This is a genomic window from Microbispora sp. H11081 (assembly GCF_012999535.1).
Taxonomy (GTDB): Bacteria; Actinomycetota; Actinomycetes; order Streptosporangiales; family Streptosporangiaceae; genus Microbispora.
Window position 1 is genome coordinate 97,251 of sequence record NZ_JABBWV010000018.1, and the last position, 21,285, is coordinate 118,535.

Consider the following 21,285-nt stretch of genomic DNA (forward strand, 5'->3'; position numbering starts at 1 on the left):
ATGACCTCGGTCAGCGGAAGGCGCATCCGGCGGAGCATCTCGAAGACGCCGAAGAACCGAGGCTCGGGGTACATTCCGGCTCCCTTCACGTGGTGGTCTGGGCGGCGGGCCGCAGCCCGGTCCGGTGGCCGACGACGACCGCGCCGGCGCCGAGCAGCCCCGCGACGGCGAACGCCACGCGGGGGCTCTGCCCGGTCATGGCCGTGAGCTGCCCCGCCAGCACGGCGCCGAGGGGATAGGCGGCGACGGCCAGCGTGCGCGCCGTCGCCGTCACCCTGCCGATCAGCTCGGGGGGCACGACCCGCTGGCGCAGGGCCCGGATGTGCACCGTGGCCAGCACGCTCGTCAGCCCGATCACGAGGTTGGCGGCGGCCAGCCAGGCCACCGAGGGGGCCGCCGAGGCGGCGGCCAGCGCGCCCGCCAGCACGAGCAGCGCGCCGGAGATCAGGGTGGGAGCGGCGACGCGGCGGCCGAGCGGACCGGCGATCGAGGCGCCGAGCACCCCGCCGCCCGCGCCCGCGGCCAGCGCGACGCTGGCCCCGGCCGGCCCGCCGCCCAGCGTGTGCACGGCGAAGAAGACGATCAGGGTCTCGACGGCGAGCAGCAGGTTGACCACGACCTGCAGCCCGCACACGGCCCGCACCAGCCGGTGCCGCCGCAGGTAGGACAGCCCTTCACGCAGGTCGCCCGCCGCCCGCCGCACCGACAGGCCGCTGCCCCGCTCCCGCCGTACGGCGTCGCGCGGCAGCAGCCACAGCGTGACCACCGAGACGCCGTACGACGCGGCGTTGACGAGGAGGCAGACGCCCGCGCCGGGGCCCGCGGCGATCGCCCCGGCCAGGGCGGGCCCGGCGAGCACCCCGAGTTGGGTGCTGAGCTCCAGCCGGGAGTTGCCGGCCACCAGGTGGGCCGGGGCGAGGATGCCCTGCAGCATGGCCGCGTGCGCGGTGTCGAACAGCACGCCGAACACCGCGGCGACCACCGCCAGCCCGAGCAGGACCCAGACGGGGGCGGCGCCGGCCAGGGCGAGCGCGGTGAGCAGCGTGAAGACGGCCAGCCTGGCGGTGTCGCAGGCCAGCATCACCCGCCGGGTGTCGAGCCGGTCCACCAGCGCGCCCGCGACCAGCCCCGACAGCAGATAGCCGATCGTCTGCGGGGTGGCCGCGAGCGCCGCGAGCACCGGGTCGGAGGTCTGCTGAAGCACCAGCAGCGGGATCGCGAGCAGCGCCATGCCGTCGCCGACGGCGGACACGCTCTGCCCTCCCCACAGCAGCAGGAAGGGCAGGTCGCGGGGCCTGGACCCGGCGTGGGACGCCGTGGAGGCGCCGGGCGCGGCAGGGCGCGTCACCGGCCGGCGCGCCAGGCGACGCGCTGGATCACCGCGGCCGGGCCGTACGCGTAGTGCGCCCTGATGCCGTCGAGGAAGCTCCAGGTGAGCTGGGGCACCAGGGCGGCGGAGGCGATGGTGTCCGGCCCGATCGGATGCTCCGCCAGCAGGTCGAGCATCTCCCGCACGTCGTGGGCGTGCCCGAGGTCGGTGTCCTCGGCGTCGTGCCGCCGCATCACGTCGAGCAGCGGCCGGGCGTCCGGCAGCCGCTCGGTGACGGTGCGGTAGAACGACACGTGCCTGTCGGCGGGGCCGTCCCCTTCGGCGCGCAGCGTGAGCTGCAGGAAGGCGACCGCCAGCACGTACGCCTTCCAGTCGCGCCCGGCGAGGCCGCGCAGCGCGCCGGTGAAGGCGCGGGTGCTCGGCAGCGGGCGCATGTGCTCGACGGCGAGGCCGCCGAACGCGCTCCCGCGCGCCTTGTCGATGCCCTCGCGGAACATCGCGCCATGCTCGAACTCCTCCTCCAGGTGGTGCACGAGGTGCAGGCGCATCCGGGGGTCGGGGCAGGCGGCGATGCCGGCCCCGCAGTGCTGCCAGATGGCCGCCACGTAGTGGTGGTTCTCGACGAGCCAGCCGTACACGAGGGGCAGCGTTGGCCGCTCGGTCATCTCCGTCCACAGGCGGTGGCCGTCGATGGCGCGCATCCACGTGCCGACGAGCTTCTCCAGCGCCGCGCCGCCGCCGTCCACGGGCCTGTGGCGGTACGGCGCGGCCAGGCGCGCCGCCGCCTTCGCCACTTCGGGCGCGTCGTCGAGCACGCCCTCCCCGTACGCGTACGCGGTGGCGACGGCGGCCCGCATCCCCGGGGTGAGGCCGGGGTCGCCGTGCGCCGCGAGATGGAGGATCTCGGCGGGCCACACGGGCAGGCCGCCGGCCTCGCCGCCCAGCGCGGCGGGGGCCGTCTCGCCGGCCGCGGTCAGCTCCGGCATGACCCCGACCAGGTCGCCGGAAAGGCCCCGGTGCAGCGAGTCGAGCCAGCGGACGATCGCCTCGGCCACGAGCGTGATCTCGTTGAGCGCGTCGGCGAGGTCCCACGCCGTCACCACCGCGGCGGCCTCGAGGGCCTCCTTCCAGTTCGAGCCGTGGCCGAGCCCGAGGTCGGTCTTGACGTGCTCGAAGATGGCGCTCATCGCCTCCGGGGCCACCTGGCCGCTCGCGGCGACGTGCTCGTGCCAGCCCGCCACCGAGGTCCGGTTGCCCGCGGTGAACTCCAGCAGCCCGGAGCACAGGGCGGCGGGCAGCGGGCCCGCCTCGGCGACCGTGCGCATCAGGTGGATCCACTCGACCGTGGCCGGCCACGGCCGGGCGGCGCGGACCAGGGCGCGGTCGCAGCCGAGCGCGGCCAGGCCGTTCTCGAAGTAGGTGTCGTGGTCGGCCTCCTCGACCACGTGCCTGGCCTGCAGTTCGTTCAGCGCGTCGGGGCGGGGGCCCGCGCCGACGCCGGGCGCCATCCGGAACGGCGCCGCCGCCAGGTAGTGCCGGTTCTCCAGCAGGTAGGCCCGCAGGAAGGCGGCGGCCGTGCCCGCCCTGACCTCGCTCCACGCGGGGTGGGAGTAGACGTGCTCCAGGCAGGCCTCGTACTGGCCGAGCACCAGGGCCTGCGCCTCCTCGGCGGTGAGCGTGCCCGCCTCGTCCCCGGTGACGAGGGTGGGCGAGATCCTGTCGAGCAGCGCCTCGGCCGCCGTCGCGGGGACCTCGGCGCGGTCGAGCAGCAGTGCCGGGTCCGCTGCGGGACCCAGAAGGAACGGTGTCGTCCGGCGGAGCCTCACGCTTCCTCCAGCGGGGTCGGGTGCACGGGTGCCAGTCGGGGGAGGTGCCGGGAGGCGCGCCTCCCGGCACCCCGGCGTGCCCTGTTACTCGACGACCGCGGGCCGCAGGTCGTCCGCGGCGCTCTCGGCGCGCACGACGATCTCGGCGAGGCCCTCGAGTTCCTCGGTGGTCAGGTGCATCTCACACCTCCTCTCCGGGGTTTCGGACGATCACGATTGTTTCCGCGGCCCGCGAGCGCCGTCCACGCCGTACGACTGGCCGGATGGGGCGTTTCCCCTAGTGGACAGCGGGTCGAGGCCGGGATCAGCCGACGAGCCCCCACGGCTCTGGGGTGCGCAGGGCCAGCCTGGGGCGGGTCCTGGCCCACCACCGGACGGATTCGGCCAGCACGGAGGCGGGGTCGAGCACCGGGCGGGTGGGCGTGAACGGCTTGGGCATGCTCGTGTAGCTCTCGAACATCCCGAGCAGTTCGACGGCCTGCGACTGCACCGGGGACAGGTGGCGGCGGGCCAGCGGCAGGAAGAACCGGTGCCACCGCTCCGTCGCGATGAAGGGCGGGGCGGCGATGGGGGCGGCCCCGGCCGCCGCGCGCACCTCGTTGAGCGTGCCGCAGATGACGTCGACGAGAGCGGCCAGGCGCAGGGTGGCGTCCCCAGCCGCGATGACCTCGGTCGCCGGGGTGTCAGGCGGGTCGCCCAGGGCGGCGCCGGCGATCACCTCGGCCACCTGGTCCACCGGCGCTATCTCCGCGTACCCCTCCGGGTCGCCCACCACCGCCGCGGCCAGCCCGGACACGAGCGTCTGCAGCAGCGTGTAGGGGCCGGAGAAGCGCGCGATGGCGCCGTCGGAGCGCCGGCCGAGGATGAGGGGCGGGCGCACCACGGTCACCGGCCCCCGGTGCCGTTCGAGCACCAGCCGTTCGCAGCGCGCCTTCGACCACTCGTAGGCGTTCCGGTAGCGGCCGAACTCCGACGGCGGAAAGGTCTCGTCCGGCTCGCGCCCGTCGGCGTACGCGGTGGATACGTGCACCACGTGGGTGCCCTCGCCGGCCAGGTCGAGCACGCCGAGCGTCGGCCCGACGTTGGCGGCCACGGCCTCCTCGCGGGTCATCGTCCACCGGGTGGACGCCGCAGTGTGCACGATCACGTCCCACGGCCCCGCCAGTTCGGCCGGCGGGGGCTGCGCGCCCATCGACCACCCGACCTGCCCGGGCTCGCGCGGCGTGCGTACGGCGAGGGTCAGCTCGATCCCGTCGCGCCCGGCCAGCAGCCGGGCCGTCTCGGAGCCGACGACCCCGGCCGCGCCGGTCAACAGGACCCGTGCGGCGCTCATCCCTCGCCGCCCTGCCAGGCGAGGGGAGCCAGCACCAGGCAGGCGTTGTGGCCGCCGAAGCCGAAGGAGTTGGACAGCACGGGCGCGGGCGCGATCCGCCGGGGCTCCGCCGTGACGAGGTCGAGCAGGTCGGCGTCCGGCCCGCCGCCGAGGTTCGCCACCGGCGGGACCAGCCCCCGCGAGGCGCAGGCCAGCGCCGCCACCGCCTCGAAGGCGCCCGCGCCGCCGAGCAGGTGGCCGGTGACGCCCTTGCTCGCCGTCACGGGGGGCATGTCGCCGCCGAAGCAGGCGGCGATGCCGCGCGCCTCCGCCCGGTCGTTGAGCACGGTCGCGGTGCCGTGCGCGTTCACGTGCCCGATCTCGGCGGGCTGCAGGGCGGCGTCGGCCAGCGCCAGCCGCATGCAGGCCGCGGCGGTCGAGCCGTCCTGCACGGGCGCGACGATGTGGTGGGCGTCCGAGGTGGAGGCGTAGCCGAGGACCTCGCCCAGGATGGGCGCCCCCCGGGCCACGGCGCGGTCCCAGCGTTCCAGGACCATCGCCGCCGCGCCCTCGCCCATGACGAACCCGTCGCGATCCCGGTCGAACGGACGGGAGGCGGCCGAGGGGTCGTCGCCGCGCTGCGACAGCGCGCCGATGCGGGAGAACGCGGCGAGCACGAGCGGGGACAGCGCGGAGTCGACCCCTCCCGCCACGACCCGCTCCAGCTCCCCTGAGCGGATCTTCTGCGCCGCCTCGCCGATCGCCGTCGCGCCGCTTGCGCAGGCGGTCGAGTACGTGAGGCACGGCCCCCGGGCGCCCAGGCGCAGCCCGATCCGCGCGGCGGGGGCGTTGGCCATGATCCGGAGCACGGTGTAGACGGGCATCTCGCCGGGCTCGCCGCCGTGGTCCAGCACGACCTCCCTGGCGACGTCCAGCCCGGCGGCGCCGATGCCGACGCTCACGCCCATCTCGTCTCCGGCGGGGTCGTCGAGGCCGGCGGCCCGGACGGCGTCGACCGCCGCCGCGAGCATCAGCACGGCCGAGCGGTCCATCTGCCGCGACTCGCGCACCGTCACGTACGCCGAGGGGTCGAAGTGCGGCACCCGGCAGGCGAAGGTGACCGGCGAGCGCCCCTCGACCAGCTCGGGCAGCGTGGCCGCCGTGGACTTGGCGGCCAGGAGCGTGTCCACGGTCTCGTCCACGGTGAGCCCGGCGGGCGACTTGACCCCCAGCCCGGTGATCGCGACGCGGCGCCGGGGGGTCACGCCCGCTCCAGGATCAGGCGGTGCAGGGAGTCGACCGCGTCTCCCACGTTCTTCATCTCCATCAGGTCGTCCACCCTGATCCGTACGCCGAGGGCGGATTCGAGGCGGGCCCCGATCTCCATCAGCTCCAGGCTGTCGACCTGGTACTCCTCCCTGAGGTCGGTCTTCTCCGTCACCTCGGTCTCCAGCAGGCCCATGACCGAGGCGATCCTCGCCCGGACGAGGGCCGACAGCTCGCTGCGGTCCACAGCATCAGCTCCTTGGGGAATCGGCCGGCGCGCACAGCCCGGGAGAGCGTTCGTCGAGGTCGAGCGAGGCCCGCAGGCCCAGGGCGCGGCGCCCCAGATACTGACGGGCCGCCGCCGGGGTGGGCGGGTGGAACCTGATCGCCTGCGCGTCGCGCCACAGGCGCTCCAGCACGCCCCCCTTGCCGTACGACACGCCGCCCGCGCATTCGGCCACGGCGGCGACGAGGTCGGGCACGGTACGCACGGCCTGCTGCTTGACGGCCAGCGCCGCCGCGAGCAGGGCCTGCGGGTCGGCCCCCGCGTCCATGCGGGCCGCGACGGCGGCGCAGCCCGCCTCCAGGGTGAGCAGGGCGGCGACGTGCTCGCCCAGCGTCGCCTGATAGCTCGGCAGTTCGGCGCGGGCGGCTCCCAGGTGGGCGATCCGCATGCGGTGCAGCAGCCCGGCCCCGGCGTCGAGCGCCGCCCGGGCGAGCCCGAGATAGCAGGCCGTCGAGGTGAGCGCGAACCAGATCACCCCGGCCGCGAGGATGTCGTCGTCCTCGGCCCCGGCCGGGGCGCGGTAGAAGACCAGCTCGTCGGGGATCACGCACCGGTCGAGCAGCAGGGTGTTGGACGCCGATCCCCGCATGCCGAGGGTGTCCCAGTCCTCCCGTACGGAAAGGCCGGGCGCGGTGGTGGGGAGCAAGGCGACGATCACCTCCACTGGCCCGTCGCCCTTGTCGGTCGCGAGCTGGAGGCAGACCAGGTCGGCCTCCTTGACGAGCGAGCACGGCCGCTTGGTCCCCGAGGCCTGCCAGCCGCCGGGCACCGGGACGGCGGTCAGCGTCGAGCGCGAGGCCGACCCGCCCAGGTTCGGCTCGGCGAACGCCGAGGCGAGCAGCCGGTTCTGGGTGGCGATCGCCTCCATGAGCAGCCAGGACGTGTCGGTCCTGCGCCGCCAGTGCTCGACCATCAGGCCGACGGAGAACAGGTGCATGTTGAGGGCCACGGCCAGCGCGGGATCGGCCGCGCCGAGCGCGCGCTGGACGGCGCAGCACTCCGTCAGGCCCAGCCCGGCCCCGCCGAACTCGCGGGGGACGGGCAGGCCGGGCCAGCCGAGCGACTTCAGGAGGGCGATGCTGTCCATCGGGGGCCGCCCGGCCAGGTCCGCCCCGGCGGCGTGGCCCGCGATCTTCGCGAGGGCGTCTTCTGGCAGGAAGGCGCTCGTGTCGGGCCAGCCGCCCGGCCACAGGCCGGGTGGCTGCGTGCGGGTGGTCGCGGTCGTCATCGGGACACCTCCACGGCCGCCGCCCCGACCGCCGCCGACAGCGCGTCGAACGCCCGCTCGACGTCGGCGCGGGTGGCGACGAGCGGAGGCAGGAGGCGGAGCGTCTCCGGGCGGCTCAGGCAGGGGGAGACCAGCAGGCCGCGCTGCGCCAGCCCGATCTGCACCTCTCCCGACAGCTCAGGGCTCGCGAAGTCGACCCCCCACAGCAGGCCGCGCCCGCGGGTGCCGGTGACGGCGTCCGGGTGCGTGCGCCGCAACTCGGCCAGCCCGGCGCGGATCCAGCCGGAGATCGTCTCGCCCTGGCCGGCGAGTCCCTCCACCGCGGCCAGGGCGGCGGGCACGGCGGCGGCGCACAGCGGCTGCCCGGCGAAGGTGGCGCTATGCCTGAAGGGGTCGTCGAGGAGCGGCCGGTAGAGCTCGTCGGAGCAGACGGCGGCCGAGATCGGGACCACCCCGCCGCCGAGGGGCTTGCCGAGGAGCACCGCGTCCACGGGCAGGCCCGCGTGCAGCGCGAGCGAGGGCTTCCCCGCCCTGCGCAGGCCCGTCTGGATCTCGTCGGCGATCGCGAACGCGCCGGCGGCGTGCGCGTCCTCGCACCACCGGGCCAGCACGCCGGGGTCGAGCGGCACCACGCCGTTCTCGCCCTGGACCGGCTCGAACACCACGGCCGCCACGTCCCCCTCGGCGCAGGCGCGCAGCACCGCGCCGGGGTCGCGGGGGTCGAGGTGGGTCGCGTGCGGCAGGACGGGCTCCAGCCCGGCGCGGAAGCGCTCGTGGTGGGTCAGGGCCAGCGCGCCCAGCGACTTGCCGTGGAACGCGCCGCGTACGGCGAGGACGCGCGGCCGTCCCGAGGCCAGCCGGGCCAGTTTGACGGCCACCTCGACGGCGTCGGAGCCGTTGACCCCGAAGTAGACGCGCCGCAGCCAGCCGCCGAGATGCTCCGACAGCCGCTCGGCGGCCTCCGCCGTCACGGGGTTGACCAGCGACCTGCTCGACACCGGCATCGCGTCGAGTTGCCGGCGTACCGCCTCCGTCACGGCCGGGTGCCGGTGGCCGAGGAGCGTCACGGCGTACGACCCGAAGTCGAGCATCCTGCGGCCGTCGGTCAGCGTGATCTCGGCGCCCGACGCCGCGGCCTCGGCCGCGCCCTGCCCGGCGAACTTCCCGGCCAGCGCGACGGCGGGCGAGAAGTGCCGCTGCACCCGGCGGAAGGCGTTCTTCGCGGCGTTCCCCGCGGGGTTGCCGAGCGCGCTCCTTCCCGGGTCGCGCGCCGTCCGTGCGCCGTCCGTCGTGAGGGCGCCCGTCACGATGCCGCCACTCCGGCCCTGCGGCCGATCTGGTCGAGGATGGCGCGGGAGTTGTCCTCAAGCGCGCGGGCGGCCACCGGGTTGAGCATCTCGGCCATCAGGGGGATGCCGATGTCGAACTCCACGCTCAGCTCGACCATGGTCCCCTCAGGCCCGGCCGTCACCTGCCAGTGGCCGTTGAAGTAGGCGAGGTCGCCCTCGGTCTGCTCGAATTCGATGCGGTGGGCGTCGTGGTCGATGCGTTCGCGTTCCTCCCACTCCAGCTCCGACCCTTTGAGCAGCACCGCCCACCGGCTCCAGCGCAGCTCGCCGTCCTCCTTGAGAATCTCGATCTCCCGGACCTCGGGCATGTAGCCGGGGAAGGCCTCGCAGTCGAGTAACACCTTCCACACGTGGTCGACCGGGCAGTCGGTGATGTGCTGAGTCCGCACGACGGGCATCTTCACTCTCCTAGCCGAAACTGTTCCTGCGGGTCAGGGCGGCGCCGACGGCGAGCAACGCGAGCGCGCAGCCGGCGAGCAGCGCCCGGGCCGGGCCGGTGACGGCCGGGCCGGCGGCGCCGGCCAGCGCGAGGCTGGCGGCGGCGGTGGCGAGGGCGGTCATCACGGCGTCGGCCAGTGCCATCGCGGCGGAGGCCGTGCCCTGCTCGGCCTGGGACGCCAGGTCGAGCACCGTCGCGTTGAGCGCGATCATGACGAGGTTGGCGCCGAAGCCGGTGAGCGCCCATCCGGCGTACACCAGGGCGATCGGCCCGGCCAGGCCCGCGGCGGTCACGGCCAGGGCCGCGACCTGTGTCAGGGTCCCCGCGATCGCGACGTGCGGGCGGCCGAAGCGGGCGAGCCACGGCGTGCTGTGCAGCAGGCCCCCGGCGGCGAACCCGACGATCCCGGTCGACAGCGCCGCCCCGGCGGCCGACAGGGACAGCCCCCGCCCCTCCGACAGGGCGAGCGGCAGGACGAACGCGAGCCCGGCCCACGGGCCGCCCGCGAGCCCGCGCAGCAGCACGGCGGCGGGCAGGCCTGGAGCCAGGCGCAGCGCGCCGGGAGGCAGCAACGGCCGCCCGCCGAGCACGACCGCCGCGAGCGAGGCCGCCAGCACCGGCCACGCCCAGGCGGGCGGCAGGTGCCGGAGGTTCATCAGCGTCACCACGCCGCAGGCCAGCAGGCCCGCCGCGGCCAGGCGCGCGGGCAGCGTGCCTAGCCCACCGGGCGCGCCCGGCCGGTCGTGCCACAGGCCCACGATCGAGGGCCAGATGAGCGCCAGCGCGACGGCCTCGACGACCGGCACGGGCGCCAGCACCCACCGCCAGCCCACCGTGTCGGTCACCACGCCGGCGATCAGCGGACCGGCCAGCGCGGGCAGGGCCCACGCCATGGCCAGCCAGCCGAGCAGGCGGCCGCGGCGGGCCTTCGGGTAGTAGCGGCCGATGATGACGTAGACGCACACCCACACCAGGCCGTGCCCGATCCCCTGCACGACGCGCCCGGCCAGCAGCCAGCCGGCGAACGGCGCCGTGGCGCAGACCAGCAGGCCCGCGCCGTGCAGCGCCGCGCCGGTGACGAAGACCCGCAGCGGCCCGAGCGTTCCCGCCAGGATCCCGCCCGCCACCAGCGCCACGAGCTGGGCGAGCACGAACAGGCCGAAGACCAGGACGTACAGGGACCGGCCCCCGATCTCGGCGAGCGCGGCGGGGGCGAGGGTGGCGGTCGCGGTGGCCTCGAACGAGGCCACCGTCACGGTCAGGATGAGCGTGAGCGTGAGGCGGGGGCGGCCGGCCGTCGCCTCCTGCGCGTTCGCGACCGCGGGCCCGGTCAAGGTTGCCCCCTCACGACCGCCCCCTCACAGCTGCCACGTCATCCAGTCGATGGGGGCGAGACCCAGACGCGTACGCAGCGCCTCGATGTCGGCCCCGATGCGGATGCTGGGGAAGAAGCCCTTGGCCGTGCGGATCACCGGCATCCTGATGGGCAGGTCGCCTTCGAGCCCGGCCGCCGCGCGCAGCGCCGTCTCCCTGGCCGCGTGCGCCTCCGCCCGGCCCGCCCCGAAGCTCGTGGGCAGGTCGCGCAGGAGCGCGGCCTCCGCGACGTCGCCAAGGCAGACGCGCAGAGCCAGCTCGTCCCTTGGGCATTTGCCCTGATAACCGGCGAGGATCAGGCGGGCGTAGACGACCGCGTGCAGCGTCTCGGAGGCCGCCTCCACGCAGGTGGGCCAGTCGTCGTCCGCGAGCGCGGCCTCGATGTCGGCCAGCGAGCTCTGCACTTCGAGCACGTACACCCAGGCGGCGGGGGCGGCCCGGGTCGCGAACCACAGCGCGTCGTACGAGCCGGTCGCGGTGGTGGTCACGCGCCCACCTCCCGCAGGGCCGCCGCCAGCGCCCGCTCGTCCACGGTCAGCCGCAGCAGCCCGGCGCCGAGCAGCGCGGCGACCTCGCCGGGGCCGGTCGCGGCCAGGACCTCGGCGCAGGGGCCGCTGGCCGGGCGGCGGCCGGGTTCGAGCCGCCCGAGCGGGGTGAGGTGGTGGAGCTGCCTGCCGACCGGCACGTCCGCGGTGCCCGTCCCCGGCTCGAAGCGGCTCAGCGCAAGCGGGTCGAGGCCGTCGAGACCGAGCCCGGCGACCAGTTCGGCCACGTCCCCGCCGCCGGCCGCGGACATGGCGGCGCGTACGAAGTCCTCGGGCACTCGGGCCCTGGCCACCCGGGCGGGCAGCCACTTGCGGCCGATCGGCGGGTAACCCGCCGCCGCCGCGGACAGGCTGAGCAGAGACCTGCCGCACACGCGCCACAGGTGGCCAGCGTCCGCGCCTGAGCGGGCGACGACCTCCGCCGTGCCCCACGCGGCCACGACGGCGGTGAGCGCGACGCGCAGCAGGTACGCCAGCGCGTCCTGGCGCCGCTCGTCGTCCAGGATCGGGGGCGTGCCCGTGTCGATGGGGATGGCGGTGCACCAGCGGGTCAGCCGGCCCGTCTCCTCATGGCCCAGCGTCACCTCCGGCGTCATCCGGCCCAGCTTGGTCACGACGCTCTCGGACGGCAGGCGGGACGTCACGTCCTCGGCGTACGTCGCGGGATAGTGCTCGACGTCCACGGTCAGCGAGCCGATGAAGAAGAGGTAGGGCGGCGCCGGCCTCGGCACCTCCGGGGAGAAGACGTGGACGTCCACGTCGCTGCCCCGGTTGCCGAATCCCTGCGCGAGCGAACCCACGAGATACGCGGGCCCGGTGGTGAGGAGGCTGCCGCCGTGCCGCCGGAGCTCCTCGAGCGTGGTGCCGACCTTGGCCAGCGCCTGGTCGGCGATCAGCAGGGCGTCTGTCACATCACATCCTTTGGGCGGGAATCGAAGATCATCGCGCGGGGGGATGGAGCGAGTCTCGTGAGGCCGTCCCCTGGGCGTCCAGGGCCGTACGGTGGCCGTTTCGGGCATGCCGGTAACGGCCGGACCCGCCCGGATCAGCCGGTCAACGACCGAAGCTCGCCCACCAGCGCGGGCACGGCCTCGGCCCAATCGGCGACCACCCCCGCGTCGGCGCAGGAGAAGACGGGGGCGTGCGGGTCGGGGTTGACCGCCAGCACGAACCCGGCCCGCCGTACGCCGGACATGTGCGTGTTCTTGCCCGAGGCGCCGAGCAGCACGTAGAGGGCGGGTGCGACGGCCCTGCCGGTGATGCCGATCTGGCGGGACCGTGGCAGCCAGCCACGGTCGGTCACCTTGCGCGTGGCCGCGAGCTCCGCGTCGAGCACGTCGAGAAGCGGCTTCAGCTCGGCGTACCGCTCCGGGTCCACGCCCTGGCCCACGCCGACCACGACGCGGGCCGCGGCCAGGTCCGCCGGGTCGTCCTCGGCCACCCTCTCGCTCACCGTGACCCTGCCCCGCGCCTCGACGTGCGCGGTCGTGATCGGGGCGGCGCCTGCGGCGCGTGGCGGGAGCACGGGCAGGACGCCCGGCCGTACGGTCGCCAGTTGCACGGGGGAGTGCACGCTGACGCGGGCCAGGCCGGCGGCGGTGGACTTCCAGCAGACCAGCCGCCCGTCCGCCGTCTCCAGCGTCTCCGCGTCGCCGACGAGACCGGCGCCGAGCCGGGCAGCCAGCCGCGCCGCCGCCTCCCGTCCCCAGGTCGTGCCAGGCGCGAGCACGGTCCCCGTCCCCGCGTCCGCCAGCAGGAGCGCGGCGGCCGTGGCGAGGTCCTCGGCCTCCGGCCGGGTCACGACGACCTCGTCCGCGCCCCACGACCAGGCGGTGTGCGGATCGGGCCGCCGCCCGCACAGCAGCACGGTGCGGTCCGCGCCGAGGGCCGCCGCGGCGGACAGCAGTTCGCGGGTCACCCGCTCGCGGCCGGTCTCCGCGAGAACGGTCACCACACCTCCCGCCACGCCGGTCCCGCCCGGGGGAGCGAGCGTGGCGGCCCCGGGCCCCGGGAAGGAGGCGGGGCGCGACAGCGCGCCGCTCGCGGCGAGCAGGGCGACGGCCTTCCTGACCTGGCGCTCCACCGAGCCCGACAGCCGCACGCCCGCGCGGCGGGGCGCCGCCGTAAGGACCTCGTCGACCCGGGTCGGGCTGCCCACGGCGCCCCACGGCCCCGGCCCGAGATCGGCCGAGGTCAGCACGGTGATCCGGTCGTCGCCCGCGCGGCGGTCCTGGGGCACCTTGCAGGGGTCGCAGGACCGCTCGGCGACGCTGATCACGGCGGGCACGCGGGTCCACGCGGTCATGTGTCCGTCGTCCCGTTCGCAGCGGGCGTGCAGCGTCCGCCCCTCGACGGTGAGGTCGCGCACCCCGGTCAGCAGCGGGAGATCCAGCAGTTCCGCCACCTGCGGGGCGACCTGCCCGGTGTCCGCGTCCACCGAGCCGAGGCCCGCGACGACCAGGTCGTACGGCCCGTCCCTGCGCAGGGCGGCGGCAAGCGCACGGGCGGTCGCGAGCGTGTCCGACCCGGCGAGGACGGGATCGGTGATCAGAACGCCGTCGTCGGCGCCCCAGGCGATCGCCTCCCTGAGCACCTCCGCGGCGGCGGGCGGGCCGAGGGTGTAGACCGTGCAGGCGCCGCCGGTCGCGCGGGCCGTTTCCACGCCCTTCGCGACGGCCCTGCGGCAGTAGGGATTCATCTCCAGTGGCCGGCCCTCGCGCCGGAGGCGGCCGTCCGAGTCGAGACAAAGGTCGTCGTGCAGCGGCACCTGCTTGGCCAGGACGGCGATGCGCAGACTTCCTGCCATATTTCCCGCCTTCAACTGGAAATAATGAGATATAAATGCGCTCCTTCTGTATAGAAGATCCGGCGGCATTTTCTTATGGCCGTTACCGGCGTGTCCGATAGGGGACACCCTTCTATTTATTACCTACAGGTAGTACATGGATTGCGCTGGCCGTTTTCGGCAGTGCCGGATCCGGACAGCTCGCCTCCCTGGACGTCCGGCGGGAGCACTGTGGAGACTCTCGAACCAGACGCGAGATTCCAAAACGTCCTTTTGTTTCACAATTGTTGCGCGGCTCTCGCGTCCAGGAAACGGCCTCATCCAATTTTCGGAGGACGGTCTACTTGCCTGATCGATTTCGCTGGCCCCTGGTCGTCATAGGCGGAGGGTCGGCCGCGGCAGTACAGGTACTCAAAGGGGTGACTCCGCCCGAGGACATCCTCGTCGTCAGCGACAGGCTGGGGACCGGCATGGCCTTCCTTGGCGAGGCCGTCCTCCAGTCCTACGCACACGAACTGGCCGTCTCCGCCGACAGCGGAGAAGTGGGCCGGCTGCTGCCGGTCGGCGGCATGCGGCCGAGCGCGGCGGTCTACGACGACTACGTACGCTCCCGCCTGCTGCGGGCCGGATGCGAACTCCTGACCGGCACGGTCGTCGACATCAGACAGGTGGACGGGGAGTTCGAGGTGTCGCTGCGCGGCGGCGACCGCGTGATCGCCGAGTCGGTTGTCCTCGCCACCGGTTCGGCCCCGCGCCGCCCGCCGGCGGCGTGGGAGGCGATCGGAGCGCTGAGCTACGCCGACGTCTACCTCCGGCAGCGGCAGGGCGACTGCGGCTCGTGGCGGGACCGCTCGGTCGTGGTGGTGGGCGCGGGCAACTCGGCCATGCAGACCGCCGCGCTGATGGCCCCGGCCGCCCGCGACGTCGTCGTCCTGGCCAACAGGTACGTCGGCTCCTATCCCGTCGAGACCTCCGACAGGTTCGCCTGGCGGGCCCCCTCCCAGCTCACCTGCGAACTGGTCGTCAAGGGCGGCAGGGAGTGCCGCTCGGGGGTGCCGATCCCGTGCGTGCGGCACCTCGTCTACGACACGCTCACGATCGAGGACGGCGACGTGTGCCTCACCTACCGGGAAGAGCGCAACCGCAACCCGCTCGGCGTCTGGTCGATGCCGCCGCGGTGCGACCACGTCGAGGCGCTGCCACTGGGCGACGGCGCGTGGCACGAACTGCGGCGGGCGGCGGAGACCACCGTCGTCTGGGCGACCGGCAGCGAACCCGTCTATCCCCGCTGCGCGTTGCTCGACGGGCTGCCGCGCACCGCCTCCGGCGCCATCCCGGTGGACGACAAGGGCCGCACGCCCATCCCCGGCCTGTACGCGGTGGGCGCCTGCGCCGGCCGCCGTGCGGTCAACGAGACCTTCCCCGCCATCTCCACTCTCGCGAAGAGCCCTCAGTATGGATAGCCGAGACGACCGGCCGTACAAGATCTTCACGGTGGAGGGGATCGACGGCGCGGGCAAGAGCACGCTGATCGACACGCTCCACCGGACGCTTCCCGGACTCACGCTCAGGGAGCGGCTGTCGCCGCAGATGGGCAACGTCTACCGGGAGATCATCGACGAGCCGACCGGCTGGCTCGTCCGCTACCAGGACGTCGTGCCGTCGCAGGTGCGGTACGCCTCCTACATCGTCGACGCCATCATGCAGTTCCGCTGCAGGCAGCCGCGCTACGCCGAGTACGACTGGCTGCTGTTCGACCGATGGCTGCCGACCTACGAGGTGTACTGCGGCGACCTCGGCAAGCACGAGGAGTGGTATCGCCGGTTCGCCGCGTTCATCCCCCAGCCCGACGTGCTGTGCTACCTGCGGGTCTCCCCGACGGTGGCGCTGGAGCGGCTGGTGTGCCGCGGCGACTGGACGGTGGACAACTGGGACCGCGGTCAGCTGCTCACCGACCTCGAACGCCTGGCGGCCCGCTACGACCGGCTCATGGCCGACTCCGGCTGCGTCGTCGTGGACGGCGACGGCGAGCCCGAGGAGGTCGCCCGCAAGGTGCTCTCGCTGGTCGCGGGGGTGCGCGCATGACCTCTCCGCTGCTGGTCGCGGACACCACTCCGGCCTGGGCGGACGGGCCGGTGGCCACCTACCGGGAGGTGCTGGCCGCCCCTCCGGAGCCGGGCGTCCTCGTCTTCCTCGGGTTCCCGTACGTCCACTGGGACGCCGCCATCGAGGGCCGGCTGCCCGCGGTGTACGGCACCCGGGCGTACGCCGAGGCGCTGAAGGACTACCTGGGCCGGGTCGGCACCGCGCTCGACGGGGCGTCGTTCGTCAACCCGCCGGCGGCGGTGGCCGTCACCCGCGACAAGCTCGCGGTGAAACGGGTGCTGCGCGAGGCGGGCGTGCCGACCCCCCGGGCGTACACGCCGGGGAGCCGCGAGGAACTGCGCGAGCTGATCGGCGGCGGCCTGTACGTCAAGGCCGTCTGCGGATCGATGGGCAAGGGGATCACCCACCTCACGCCCGGCCGCTGGCGCACCGGCTATCTGTTCGACGGGGCCGCCCTGCGCTCGCCGAGGGGCGAGCACTGGCCGCCGCGCGAGGTGCCCGTCGGCACCGACGCCCTGCTGGACGCGCTGTGCGCGACCGACGGGTTCCTGTTCGAGGAGGAGATCAGGGGCGACGAGCTGCGCGTCACCGTCGTGGACGGCGAGGTGCTGCGCGTGGACCCGCCGGGGGCCCTCTCCGAGGACGTCGCCGCCCGGGTGCGGGAGGCGACGTCGGCGGGCGCGCGGGCGCTGTCGCTGCGCTACGCCGTCTTCGACGTGCTGCTGGACGCCCGCCTGCGGCCCTACCTCATCGACGTCCAGGCCTTTCCGGCCCTCGAGACGCCGCCGGACCTGTGGCGGCTGGTCGTGGACCGGCTCACCCGCGAAACACCCCAAGAAGGAAGGACAGTGCCGTGCAGACAACCGAGGAGTTCTTCGACGCTCTGAACAGGGACGTCAAGGCGACGGAGTGCGTGGACAACCCGTTCTTCGCCGCGTTCAGGGATGGCGAGATCACGGTCGACGACGTGAAGGTGTTCGCCGACCAGTACTACCTCTACATCCGCACCTTCCCGCAGATCCTGGCAGGACTGTCCCACCGGGTGGAGGACGAGAAGATCCGCAAGGAGCTGGCGAAGACGATCGTCTCCGAGCTCGGCGGCGGCGAGGGCGAGATCCACTTCCGGATGTTCGAGAAGGCGTGCGCCCCGCTGGGCGTGAAGATCGCCGGGGTCGGCGAGGTCGACTACCTGCCGGAGACGACCGCGCTCGTGGACGGCATCAAGAAGATGTTCCTGGAGGACAAGGTCGAGGCGGCGCTCGGCGGCCACTACACCATCGAGCTGAGCGGCCTGCCGATGATCGCCAGCTTCTACGAGGGCTTCCGCCGCTTCCCCGAGTCGAACGTCGAGAGCCTGGAGTACTTCTACCTCCACCTGCTCATCGAACGCGAGCACGTGGAGTGGATCCACGCGGCGGTGGAGCAGGTCACCGGGGCCGAGGCGGCCCACGCCGAGATCCGCAGGGGCGCGCTGACGATGGCCGGGCTCCTCGGGGACTTCTGGCGGGCGCTGCACGCCCGTACGGCCAAGCAGCCGGTGATCGCATAAGTGGGCGGCATGACCGGTGACTTCAGGGTCATCGACGCCGACGGCCACGTGATGGAGCCCGACGACCTGTGGGTGCGCTACATCGACCCGGCCTTCCGGGACCGCGCGCCCCAGCGTTTGTCGAGGACCGACCGCGGCTGGGCCCAGATGATCGTCGACGGCGAGCCGATGTACCGCAACTACCCCGACGAGCTGGTCGAGCTGTTCCACGAGCGCACGATGGAGTCGTACGGGGACTACCTGCCGTTCGACCCGCCGTCCCAGCTTCGGGCGCTCGACGCGCAGGGGGTCGACATCGCCTTCCTCTACCCCTCCCTGGGGCTGGGGGCGGCGGCCATCGACCACCTGGACCCCAAGCTCGCCGCCGCCATCTGCCGGGCGTACAACACCTGGCTGCGGGACTTCTGCACGGCGGACGCGCGCCGCCTGCGTCCCGTCGCGCTGCTGAGCCTGCACGACGTGAACCTCGCGATCGCGGAGTTGCGGCACGCGGTGGAGCGGCTCGGCATGCGCGCGGTGATCCTGCGGCCCAACATGGTGAACGGCCGCCCGGTGGGCCATCCGGACAACGCGCCCTTCTGGGCGGAGTGCGCCGCGCTCGACGTCACGGTGAGCTTCCACGAGGGATGCCACACGCGGCTGCCCGCCGCCGGCGCCGACCGCTTCACCAGCCACTTCGCGATGCACGCCTGCTGCCACCCGATGGAGCAGATGATGGCGTTCATCTCCCTGGTCGAGGGCGGCGTGATGGAGCGCCATCCTGACCTGCGGTTCGGCTTCCTCGAAGCCGGCTGCGGCTGGGTGCCGTACCTGCTGTGGCGGCTCGACGACCTCGAATACCGGCACTGGCAGTTCCAGATCCCCGAGGTGAAGCGGCCGCCGAGCGAGTACTTCGCCCGGCAGTGCTGGGTCACCGTGGAGGGCTGCGAGCCGTACCTCGGCAAGCTCGCCGAGGACATCGGCACCGACCGGCTGCTGTTCGCCAGCGACTACCCGCACCCGGACCACGAGTTCGGCGAGGAACTGGAGGACGTGCTCAAGGCGCCGCTGGCGGAGGAGGTCAAGCGGCGCATCCTGTGGGACAACCCCGCGGCCTTCTACCGGATCGAGCATGCGTGACGTGTACACGGTGACCGACGAGCTGGCCGGCCGGTTCGACGCGGTCAACCTGGGCAGGGGCGTGCCCGACTTCGGCGGGCCGTCCCCGCTCCACGCCGCCGCGGCCAGGGCCGTGCGCGACGGCCCGCACCAGTACGTCGCCTCGGAGGGCACGCGGGAACTGCGCGCGGCCCTGGCGGAGCACTACGCGGGCGCCTACGACCCGGACACCGAGATCACCGTCACCGCCGGGGCGACCGAGGCGCTGCGCTGCGCGCTCGCTTCTGTGCTCGCGCCCGGCGACGGCGTGCTGATCCCCGAGCCCTGCTACGACGCCTACCCGCCGCTCGTCCGGTCGTGCGGCGGGCGGCCGGTGCCGGTGCCGCTGCGCCGCGAGGGCGACAGGTACGTCCTCGACCCGGCGGACCTGCCCGTCGCCGGGGCGAGGGCGCTGCTGCTCAACGCGCCGCACAACCCCACGGGCTGGATGCCGGGGGAGGCGGAGCTGGCCGCCCTCGCGGAGTTCGCCGTCCGTCACGACCTCGTCGTGGTCGCCGACGAGGTCTACGAGCAGCTCTGGTACGGCGAGCCGCACCGGAGCGTCGCCACCCTGCCGGGCATGCGGGAACGGACGATCGTCTGCTCGTCGGCTTCGAAGACGCTGAGCGTCTGCGGGTGGCGGGTGGGCTGGGCGCTCGCCCCCGCGCGCCTGACGGCCGCGCTGCGCGACGTCCACAGGTTCACGACCTTCTGCGCCCCGGCGCCGCTCCAGGCCGCGGTCGCGGCCGGGCTGCGCTGGGCGGGAGAGACCGGGTGGTTCGCCGCGCAGCGGGCGGAGTACGCCGTACGCCGCGGCCTCCTGCTCGACGCGCTCGAAGCCGCGGGCTGGTCCCCGGCGCGACCCGCCGGGGCGTTCTTCGTCCTGGCCCGCACCCCGGTGACCGGAGATGATCCCTTCGAGGCCAACGATCGGCTGGTTCGTTCGCGCGGGGTCGCAGGCCTGCCGATGACGACGTTCCACTCCCGTCCGGAAAGGGCGGCCGGCCTGCTGCGCTTCGCGTTCTGCAAGCGGCTCCCGGTGATGGAGGACGCGCACCGCAGGCTGACCGGCTCCCTGGTGAAAGGGGATGTGTGATGACGGTCGGTGTCTCCCGGTCGGTGAAACTGCCCGACGGGCGCGAGCTTCCTTGGGAGGGGTTCAGCACCGGCCCCTCGGTGCTGACGGACGAGCGGATCGACGGGCTGGCCCGCGACCTGCTGGGCCTGGATCCCGCGCGGGTCTCCGCGGAGGCCGCCGCGCGGCTGCGGCCGTACGTGGCCGCCCCGGGGACGGAGCCTCCGCCGTTCGTCCTCATGCACTCGGCGACCAGGACGACCAAGGGCTTCGAGGGCGACGTGGCCGAGATCGCCGCCGGGCGGGTCGCCTACGACGTGCCCGGTTATCTGGAGGCCCGGGTGGTCAGCCTCGCCCGTCCGCAGGACTTCGCGGTGGGCAGGCACGCTCCCTGGCGCGAGGCCGTGGGGCTGGCCGGGATCGACCACCTCGACATCGGCGACGTCGAGACCTACTACCTCTCCCAGGCCCTGCTGCTGGCGGCCAGGGACCGCCCGGCCGTGCTCGACCCCCTGGTGGCGTGGTACAGCGCCAGGCCCGGGGTGGTCACCCGGCTGTACGCGCTCGACCAGGAGATGCAGATCTTCCTGCTCTGGCTGGCCGATCGGGCCGGGGCCGACGTGCTGCGCGTCGACGCCAACGACCCCGTGGTCTCCAGCAGGTGGAACCGCAAGAACCACATCCACCCCGCCGTCGCCGACGTGGCCGATCTCGACTGGGCGGGCCTCGCTCCTGACGACCTGCTCGCAGCCGAGCAGCGCCGCTCCGAGGGCTTCCGCCGCCTGGAGATGGCCGTGCCCGTGCTGCCCGGCTATCTGGTGCCCCGCGGCGAGGACCCGGCCGGTTTCACCGCCCGCCTCGTCGAGGCGGCCCGCGCGCTGCGCGAGCGGTACGGCCTGACCGCCGGATGCCTCAAGCCGGGGGAGGCGGGCGACGGCGCCCGCATCGTCACCGGGCTCGACCTGGCCGACGAGGCGGCGCTGGCCGCGCACGCCGCCGAGGCGTTCGCGCACGGCGACGACTACCTGCTGGAGGCGCACGTCGCGTTCCCCAGGTTCTCGGTGTCGGGGCGGGACTTCATCGCCGCGCCGTCCGGCCACGTCAGGTACGGCCAGGTGGCCGAGGGGCTCACCGTCCAGCTCATGAACGGCTGCTCGTGGGAGGGCAACGCCACCCTCGACAAGGACTCGTGCCGGGGGCTCGGGGTGCCGGAGGAGTTCTTCGTGCCCATGATGGACGCGATCGGCGCCGTACGGGAGGCGTTCAACGGCCCGGCCGCGGCCCGGGAGGGCTGCCAGGGCGGCCTCGCCATGGGCGGTCTCGACTTCGCGATCGGCACGGTCGGCGGCCGGTTCGGCGCCCGGCCGATCCTGGGCGTGATCGACTTCAACCTGTCCTCCCACGGCGCGGAGTACATGCGCGCCTTCCAGGAGGGGCTCGGCGACGCGGACTACGTCGCGACGCGGGTGTACCGCCCGGCGGCGGGGGCCGGCCTCGGCGCCACCCGCGAGGCCGTGGAGGCGCTCGCCGGCGGACGGCGGGCCGGGGTGGTCGGCTGCGTCCCCGGCCGGTGGGGCATGGTGGCGGTGGAGGGCTCCGACACGCTCGACGCGGTGGACGCCGCGCTCGGCCTCGTCCGCGGCCTGAGCGGCGCCGGCCTGGCGGTGCCGCCGTGACC

The 21,285-nt window shown here is 74.2% G+C and carries 19 protein-coding genes; 7 read left to right on the forward strand and 12 right to left on the reverse strand.

The genetic code is table 11. The features are described from left to right. Positions 1–85: 85 nt before the first annotated feature. The 12 genes from HHX31_RS30490 to HHX31_RS30545 all read right to left on the reverse strand — a co-directional run bounded on the left by HHX31_RS30490 (position 86) and on the right by HHX31_RS30545 (position 13,761). The gene (locus tag HHX31_RS30490) at positions 86–1,348 is read right to left on the reverse strand and encodes an MFS transporter (RefSeq protein ID WP_169952690.1); all 1,263 of its coding nucleotides are present in this window, start codon (positions 1,346–1,348) and stop codon (positions 86–88) included. Beyond that, positions 1,345–3,156 (reverse strand): hypothetical protein, encoded by a 1,812-nt coding sequence (locus tag HHX31_RS30495; protein WP_169952691.1) that lies wholly within the window; start codon positions 3,154–3,156, stop codon positions 1,345–1,347. Before HHX31_RS30495 ends, HHX31_RS30490 begins: the two co-directional genes overlap by 4 nt. 304 nt (positions 3,157–3,460) lie before the next feature. Beyond that, positions 3,461–4,489, reverse strand: a complete 1,029-nt coding sequence (locus HHX31_RS30500) for an SDR family oxidoreductase (protein WP_169952693.1) — start codon at positions 4,487–4,489, stop codon at positions 3,461–3,463. Continuing rightward, positions 4,486–5,733 carry a beta-ketoacyl synthase gene (locus tag HHX31_RS35865; RefSeq protein WP_169952695.1) on the reverse strand — a complete coding sequence of 416 codons (1,248 nt, stop codon included), beginning with the start codon at positions 5,731–5,733 and terminating at the stop codon, positions 4,486–4,488. Before HHX31_RS35865 ends, HHX31_RS30500 begins: the two co-directional genes overlap by 4 nt. After that, positions 5,730–5,981: an acyl carrier protein gene (locus HHX31_RS30510; RefSeq protein ID WP_169952698.1), complete on the reverse strand. Its 252-nt coding sequence runs from the start codon at positions 5,979–5,981 to the stop codon at positions 5,730–5,732. Before HHX31_RS30510 ends, HHX31_RS35865 begins: the two co-directional genes overlap by 4 nt. 4 nt (positions 5,982–5,985) lie before the next feature. Next, positions 5,986–7,248 (reverse strand): acyl-CoA dehydrogenase family protein, encoded by a 1,263-nt coding sequence (locus tag HHX31_RS30515; RefSeq protein ID WP_169952700.1) that lies wholly within the window; start codon positions 7,246–7,248, stop codon positions 5,986–5,988. Further along, complete coding sequence (locus HHX31_RS30520; protein ID WP_169952702.1) at positions 7,245–8,555, reverse strand: aminotransferase class III-fold pyridoxal phosphate-dependent enzyme; 1,311 nt, start codon at positions 8,553–8,555, stop codon at positions 7,245–7,247. Before HHX31_RS30520 ends, HHX31_RS30515 begins: the two co-directional genes overlap by 4 nt. Continuing rightward, entirely contained in the window at positions 8,552–8,995 is a 444-nt protein-coding gene (locus tag HHX31_RS30525; protein ID WP_169952704.1) for a type II toxin-antitoxin system RatA family toxin, read from the reverse strand. Before HHX31_RS30525 ends, HHX31_RS30520 begins: the two co-directional genes overlap by 4 nt. Before the next feature lie 10 nt (positions 8,996–9,005). Further along, the gene (locus HHX31_RS30530; RefSeq protein WP_169952706.1) at positions 9,006–10,370 is read right to left on the reverse strand and encodes an MFS transporter; all 1,365 of its coding nucleotides are present in this window, start codon (positions 10,368–10,370) and stop codon (positions 9,006–9,008) included. A gap of 24 nt (positions 10,371–10,394) precedes the next feature. Then, on the reverse strand, positions 10,395–10,898 hold the full coding sequence (locus tag HHX31_RS30535) for a hypothetical protein (protein WP_169952709.1): 504 nt from the start codon (positions 10,896–10,898) through the stop codon (positions 10,395–10,397). Continuing rightward, on the reverse strand, positions 10,895–11,866 hold the full coding sequence (locus HHX31_RS30540) for a nucleotidyltransferase domain-containing protein (RefSeq protein ID WP_169952711.1): 972 nt from the start codon (positions 11,864–11,866) through the stop codon (positions 10,895–10,897). The genes HHX31_RS30535 and HHX31_RS30540 overlap by 4 nt, the downstream gene beginning before the upstream one ends. A gap of 134 nt (positions 11,867–12,000) precedes the next feature. Then, a complete protein-coding gene (locus HHX31_RS30545) occupies positions 12,001–13,761 on the reverse strand; it encodes an FAD-binding protein (protein ID WP_169952713.1) in 1,761 nt (586 codons plus the stop codon). A gap of 323 nt (positions 13,762–14,084) precedes the next feature. On the opposite strand from HHX31_RS30545, the gene HHX31_RS30550 reads away from it, so the two are divergent. The 7 genes from HHX31_RS30550 to HHX31_RS30580 are packed head-to-tail and all read left to right on the forward strand — an operon-like array spanning position 14,085 to position 21,283. Then, the gene (locus HHX31_RS30550; protein WP_169952715.1) at positions 14,085–15,203 is read left to right on the forward strand and encodes an FAD-dependent oxidoreductase; all 1,119 of its coding nucleotides are present in this window, start codon (positions 14,085–14,087) and stop codon (positions 15,201–15,203) included. Then, on the forward strand, positions 15,196–15,825 hold the full coding sequence (locus HHX31_RS30555) for a hypothetical protein (protein ID WP_169952717.1): 630 nt from the start codon (positions 15,196–15,198) through the stop codon (positions 15,823–15,825). The genes HHX31_RS30550 and HHX31_RS30555 overlap by 8 nt, the downstream gene beginning before the upstream one ends. Beyond that, positions 15,822–16,733 carry a RimK family alpha-L-glutamate ligase gene (locus tag HHX31_RS30560; RefSeq protein WP_169952719.1) on the forward strand — a complete coding sequence of 304 codons (912 nt, stop codon included), beginning with the start codon at positions 15,822–15,824 and terminating at the stop codon, positions 16,731–16,733. Before HHX31_RS30555 ends, HHX31_RS30560 begins: the two co-directional genes overlap by 4 nt. Next, complete coding sequence (locus tag HHX31_RS30565) at positions 16,700–17,395, forward strand: TenA family transcriptional regulator (protein ID WP_169952721.1); 696 nt, start codon at positions 16,700–16,702, stop codon at positions 17,393–17,395. The genes HHX31_RS30560 and HHX31_RS30565 overlap by 34 nt, the downstream gene beginning before the upstream one ends. A 9-nt stretch (positions 17,396–17,404) precedes the next feature. Beyond that, the gene (locus HHX31_RS30570; RefSeq protein ID WP_169952723.1) at positions 17,405–18,514 is read left to right on the forward strand and encodes an amidohydrolase family protein; all 1,110 of its coding nucleotides are present in this window, start codon (positions 17,405–17,407) and stop codon (positions 18,512–18,514) included. Then, positions 18,507–19,628: a pyridoxal phosphate-dependent aminotransferase gene (locus HHX31_RS30575; protein WP_169952725.1), complete on the forward strand. Its 1,122-nt coding sequence runs from the start codon at positions 18,507–18,509 to the stop codon at positions 19,626–19,628. The genes HHX31_RS30570 and HHX31_RS30575 overlap by 8 nt, the downstream gene beginning before the upstream one ends. Beyond that, positions 19,628–21,283 (forward strand): hypothetical protein, encoded by a 1,656-nt coding sequence (locus tag HHX31_RS30580; protein ID WP_169952727.1) that lies wholly within the window; start codon positions 19,628–19,630, stop codon positions 21,281–21,283. The genes HHX31_RS30575 and HHX31_RS30580 overlap by 1 nt, the downstream gene beginning before the upstream one ends. Positions 21,284–21,285 lie beyond the last annotated feature (2 nt).